Raw genomic sequence first — 6,244 nt, forward strand, 5'->3', positions numbered from 1 at the left:
CCACAGCACCCCGCGTCACCACAACCAACCGCGACGCCCCACGCCCCTCATCACCAAGAAACTCCTGCACAGAACCCAGGACTTCAGCCAATGTCCCCGATACCGCATCCGCGCATACCGAACCCTCAGCGCCGCCACCTGCCAGGTCCAGCACCTCCACACCCGACGGCGCCCCTTCGCCACCCGCTCCTCCGGAGCTCTCCGGCAGCCGCGACCACTCGACCCGGAACAGCGAGTCCGCGCCGGGGCCGCTCATCTGCTCGATGAGCTCCTTCGACATCGGCCGGAACACAAGGGAGTCCACCGTCGCCACAGGGGCACCGGAGGCATCCGCGACATCCAGGGAGACGCCGTCCGAGCCGTTCGGCACCAGGCGGACGCGCACCGTCGCCGCACCGGCTGCGTGCACGGTGACGCCGGTCCAGGTGAACGGCAGCCCGGCCGCACCACTTACATCCACATCTGCACCCGGGTCCGTAGTCGCCGGGCTCGTCGCGCGGGCGTGCAGGGCGGCGTCGAGGAGAGCAGGGTGCAGGCCGAAGTCGCTCGCGTCCGTGTCCTCGTCGTCGGGCAGGGCAACCTCCGCGAAGACCTCTTCGCCTCGGTGCCAGACGGCCCGCAGGCCCCGGAACACCGGCCCGTAGTCGAAGCCGGCGGCCGCAAGGCTCTCGTAGAGCCCGTCGACCGGCACCTGCTCTGCGCCCTGCGGCGGCCAGACGGACAGCGCTGAAGGAGCGGCGTGCGCGGTCTCCGTCAGGATGCCGGTGGCGTTCTTGGTCCAAGAGTCGCCCGACAGCCCCTGCGGGCCGGTCGGCTCAAGCCGCGAGTGCAGGCTGACCGGTCGGCCGCCCGAGGCGTCGGGGGCATCGATCCGCAACTGGAGTTGGACGCTTCCGCGCTCGGGCAGGACGAGCGGCGCACCCAGCGTCAGCTCGTCGAGGGTGCCGTAGCCGATCTGGCTGCCTGCGTGGGCGGCCAGTTCGACGAAGGCCGTGCCGGGCAGCAGCACCCGATCGGCCACCGCGTGATCGGCCAGCCACGGGTGCGTCTGTGTGGAGAGCCGCCCCGTGAAGAGGTATCCGTCCGCGTCCGCCAAAGGCATTCCGGCACCGAGCAGCGGGTGCCCCGCCGATGCGAGCCCGGCAGCCTCGACGTCCGCGAGACCGGTGCCGGTCTGCTGGAGCCAGTAGCCCTGGCGTTGGAACGCGTACGTCGGCAGGTCGACGCGGCGGCGGGTGGCGATGGGCTCGTAGAGAGGGGTCCAGTCAACGTCGACGCCTCGTACGTATGCCTGAGCCAGGGCGGTCAAGAACGTGTCGGGCTCGGGTCGATCGCGACGCAGAGACGCGATCAGACCCGCCTCCTGCTCCGGCACAGTGAGGGTGTCGTGCGCCATCGCAGTCAGGACCGCATCCGGACCCAGTTCGAGCAGCGTCGACACCCCGTACTCGGTCAGGGAGTTGAGGCCGTCGTGGAAGCGGACCGCATCGCGGACGTGACGCACCCAGTACTCCGGGTCCTGAAGCTCAGCCGCCTCGGCCAGCTCACCCGTCAGATTCGAGACGACCGGGAGCTTCGGAGCGTTGTACGTCAGGCTCTGCGCGACCTTACGGAAGTCCTCCAGCACCGGATCCATCAGCGGAGAGTGGAAGGCGTGCGAGACCTTCAGCCACCGCACCTTCCGCCCCTGACCCTTCAGCGACCCGGCCACACCCTCCAGGACGGCACGGTCACCAGAGAGCACCACCTGCGACGGACCGTTCACCGCCGCGACACCCACACGGTCCGCAAGCCCCTCAAGCAACGGCAGTACATCCACCTCCGCCGCCTGCACCGCAAGCATCGCCCCGCCCTCAGGCAACGCCTGCATCAACCTGCCCCGGGCAGCCACCAACCGGGCCGCGTCCTCCAGGGACCAGAGCCCAGCCACGTACGCCGCAACAAGCTCACCCACCGAATGCCCACCGAGTATCTCCGGCCGCACCCCGAACGACTCAGCCAACCGATAGAGAGCCACCTCCACCGCGAACAACGCAGGCTGCGCATAACCCGTCTGCCCAAGCAGCTCCGCGTCGTTGCCGAACATCACATCCTTCAGCGGCCGGTCGAGGACCGTGTCCAGATGCGCGCACACCTCATCAAGAGCGTCCGCGAACACCGGGAAGGCGTCATACAACTCACGCCCCATCCCGATCCGCTGACTGCCCTGACCGGTAAAGAGCACACCCAGGCGCCCCTCCACCACAGCCCCGGAAACCTCACGCTCCCCCAGAAGCACAGCCCGATGCTCAAGCTCCGCCCGCCCCGACACCAGCGACCAGCCCACATCCACAGGACTCAACTCATCGTCACAAGAGACGAATTCACGCAACCGCTCCACCTGCGCCCGCAACGCATCCGCGCTCCGAGCCGACACCACCCACGGCATGACCGTCGAAGACTGCGCGCCATCGGCGGCCACCGCCTCTGTGGACTCCTCGACGGGCCGCGCGTGCTCCACGATGACGTGGGCATTGGTTCCGCTCACGCCGAACGACGAGATACCCGCCCGCCGCGGTGAATCACCGCGCTCAGGCCACTCCCGCGCCTCCGTCAACAGCTCAACAGCCCCCGCCGACCAGTCCACATGGCTGCTCGGCCGATCGACATGCAGCGTCTGCGGCAGCACTCCCATTCGCATCGCCATGACCATCTTGATCACACCGGCGACGCCCGCCGCGGCCTGCGTGTGGCCGATGTTGGACTTCACGGACCCCAGCCACAACGGCTCGCGCCCCTCCGGCCGATCCTGACCGTACGTAGCGAGCAGCGCCTGCGCCTCGATGGGGTCGCCCAGAGTGGTACCCGTACCGTGCGCCTCCACCGCGTCCACATCGTCGGCCGCAAGCCCCGCACTCGCCAACGCAGCCCGGATCACCCGCTGCTGCGAAGGGCCGTTCGGCGCCGTCAGCCCATTGCTCGCCCCATCCTGGTTCACGGCAGAACCGCTCACCATCGCCAACACCTCGTGGCCATTCCGGCGCGCATCCGACAACCGCTCAAGGAGCAGCAGCCCGACACCCTCACCCCACCCCGTACCATCCGCAGCCTCCGCGAACGGCTTGCAACGGCCGTCCGACGCGAGTCCACGCTGGCGGCTGAACTCGATGAAGGCGCCGGGGTTGGCCATGACGGTGACACCGCCTGCCAGGGCCAGGTCACACTCGCCCTGACGCAGCGCCTGCGCCGCCAGGTGCAGCGCGACCAGCGAGGACGAGCAGGCCGTATCCACCGTGACCGCAGGACCTTCGAGGCCGAACGAGTAGGCGAGGCGACCGGAGACGACGCTGGTCGCGCCGCCCGCGAGCAGATAGCCCTCGACTCCTTCGGGGGTCTGCTGCAGCCCCGATCCATAGCCCTGCGAGGAGGCTCCGACGAAGACGCCCGCCGGGGTTCCGTGGAGGATGCCCGGGTCGATGCCCGCGCGTTCGAAGAGCTCCCAGGAGGTCTCAAGGAGGAGCCGCTGCTGCGGGTCCATCGCCAGGGCCTCACGTGGGGAGATGCCGAAGAAGACGGGGTCGAACTGATCGGCGTCGTAGAGGAATCCGCCCTGCCGTACGTAGCTGGTGCCGCGCTGTTCCGGGTCGGCGTCGTAGAGGCCGTCCAGGTCCCAGCCGCGGCCGCCGGGGAACGCGGCGATCGCGTCGTCGCCATCGGCGAGCATCCGCCACAGGTCCTCGGGGCTGCCGATACCGCCGGGGTAGCGGCAACTCATCGACACGATCACGATCGGGTCGTCGTCCACGGCGCCCCGGCCGGCGGTCTGGGCGGGCGCGGCGGCAATCGCCGACGCCTGCGTGTCGCCGAGCAGCTCCGTCAGCAGGTGTCCGGCGAGGACTGCCGACGTCGGGTAGTCGAAGACGAGCGTCGTGGGCAGCTTCAGTCCGGTCGCAGCCGCGAGCCGGTTGCGCACTTCGACGGCCGTCAGCGAGTCGAAGCCCAGCTCGCGGAAGGCCCGGGTCGGTTCGACGGCTTCCGCACCCGCATAGCCGAGCACCGCCGCCGCCTGTGCGCGCACCGCGTCGAGCAGAATCCTTTGCTGCTCCCCCGGAGCGAGATCGGCGAGGCGTGCGGCCCACTCCGAGCCCGCGCCCTGGCCTGCCGCCGACGCGGAGGCCGAGGCCGTCTCCTGCTCGGCAAGGCCGCGCCGCACCTCAGGCAGGTCCCCGATGAACGGGCTCGGCCGCACCGACGTGTACGACGGAGCGAACCGCTCCCAGTCGAGATCAGCGACAGCCAGGAACGTCTCGTCGTGCGCGATCGCCTGTGCAAGCGCTCCGACGGCCGGTGCCGGATCCATCGGGCGCAGACCGCGGCGGCGCAGGTGCTCCTCGCCGTCCTCTCCCGCCATGCCGCCACCGGCCCACAGGCCCCATGCGACGGAGGTCGCCGTGAGGCCCCGGGCCCTGCGTTGTTCGGCGAGCGCGTCGAGGTAGGCGTTGGCAGCCGCGTACGCGCCCTGCCCGCCCCCGCCCCACACGCCCGAGTTGGAGGAGAACAGGACGAAGGCGTCCAGCGGCGTGTCACCGAGCAGCTCGTCCAGGTGCGTGGCGCCCGCGGCCTTCGCGCCGAGCACACCGGCGATGTCCGCCGTGTCCGTACCGGCCAGCGGCTGTGCCTGTCCGACACCCGCCGCGTGGAACACGGAGCGCAAGGTGTGCCCGTCACGGGCGAGCTGCTCCAGGAGCGCGGACACGGCATCCCGGTCGGCCACGTCGCACGCCGCGACAGTGACCTTGACCCCCAACTCCACCAGTTCTGCCTGGAGTTCAGAGGCGCCAGGAGCGTCCAGACCACGACGGCTCGTGAGTACGAGATGCTCGGCACCCTCACGCGCCAGCCAGTGCGCGACGTGCGCACCGATCGCACCCGTGCCGCCGGTGATCAGCGCGGTGCCCCGCGCCTCCCACGGCCTGGACCGCTCTGCGGACCCGGTCGGCTCGGCCCGCACCAGTCGGCGTGCGAAGACTCCCGATCCACGCACCGCCAGCTGGTCCTCTTCGCCGACTCCCGCGAGGATCGCGGTGAACCGGGATGCCGCGCGGGCGTCCGTACTCTGCGGCAGGTCGATGAGGCCGCCCCAGTTCTCGGGGTGTTCGAGGGCCGCGACCCGGCCGAGGCCCCACAACTGGCCCTGGACGGGGTGGGCGAGCCGGTCGCTGCGACCGGTCGAGACCGCGCCGCTGGAAATCACCCACAGCCGCGCCTCGACGTCGGTGTCAGCGAGCGCCTGGACGAGTGCGACCGTGCCCGCGAGCCCGGCGGGAACCGTCCCGTACTCCGCGTGCCCCGACTCGTCGAGGCCGAGCAGCGACACCACACCCGCGAGCTCGCCCTCGCCGCGCTCACTCTCCCGCAGCTGCTGGGCCAGGAACTCGCGTCCGAGCACCAACTGTGATGCTGACACGTTAAGTTGATCGACTTCCGCACCTGCCTGAGCAAGCGCGTCGACGACACCCGTCGTCCATGCGTGCCCGGCGGCCTCCTCGGGCACGACGACCAGCCAGCGGCCCGCGAGCACGGCTGACGGCAGACCGCCGGAGAGCGGCTTCCAGGTCACCCGGTAGCGCCAGCCGTCCACGACGGAACGCTCACGACGCTGACGGCGCCACGCCGACAACACCGGGAGCAGGTCCCCCAGTCCGGTGGCGGAGCCTTCCGGTACGTCCAGTTCGGCGGTGAGCCCCTCCAGGTCCTCGCGCTCCACGGCTTCCCAGAAGCGCGCCTCGACCTCGTCCACCTGCATCAGCTGCGTCTCGTCGGCCGGGTCGGCGAAATCGGGCCAGTAGTGCTCGCGCTGGAAGGCGTAGGTGGGCAGGTCGACCGTCGTGCGGGCACCCGGGTAGAGGGCGCTCCAGTCGAGTTCGGCGCCGTGGACGTGCGCCTCGGCGAGCGACTGCGCCAGACGGTGAGCACCGCCCTCGTCGCGACGCAGCGAGCCCAGGGTCACGGCGGTGGACTGATCGGTGGCGTCGATGGTGGCCTGGACGGGAACGGTGAGCACCGGGTGGGGGCTCATCTCCAGGAACAGGTTGTGACCCTCGGCGAGAAGGCCTCGGGTGGCCTGCTCGAACAGCACCGTCTGACGGAGATTGCGATACCAATACCCCGCATCCATCGGCGTGCTGACCGCATCCAGCCAGTCACCGGTCAGCGTCGAGAAGACCGGGACCTGCGGAGACTGAGGACTGACGGGCGCCAAAAC

The 6,244-nt window shown here is 70.3% G+C and carries 1 protein-coding gene; it reads right to left on the bottom strand.

Annotation, left to right across the window (positions count from 1 at the left end):
* Positions 1–6,244: SDR family NAD(P)-dependent oxidoreductase (locus ACZ5CR_RS43375; protein ID WP_468868680.1), on the bottom strand; the 6,244-nt coding region annotated here is incomplete at both ends.

The organism is Streptomyces sp. NPDC031274, assembly GCF_055570235.1.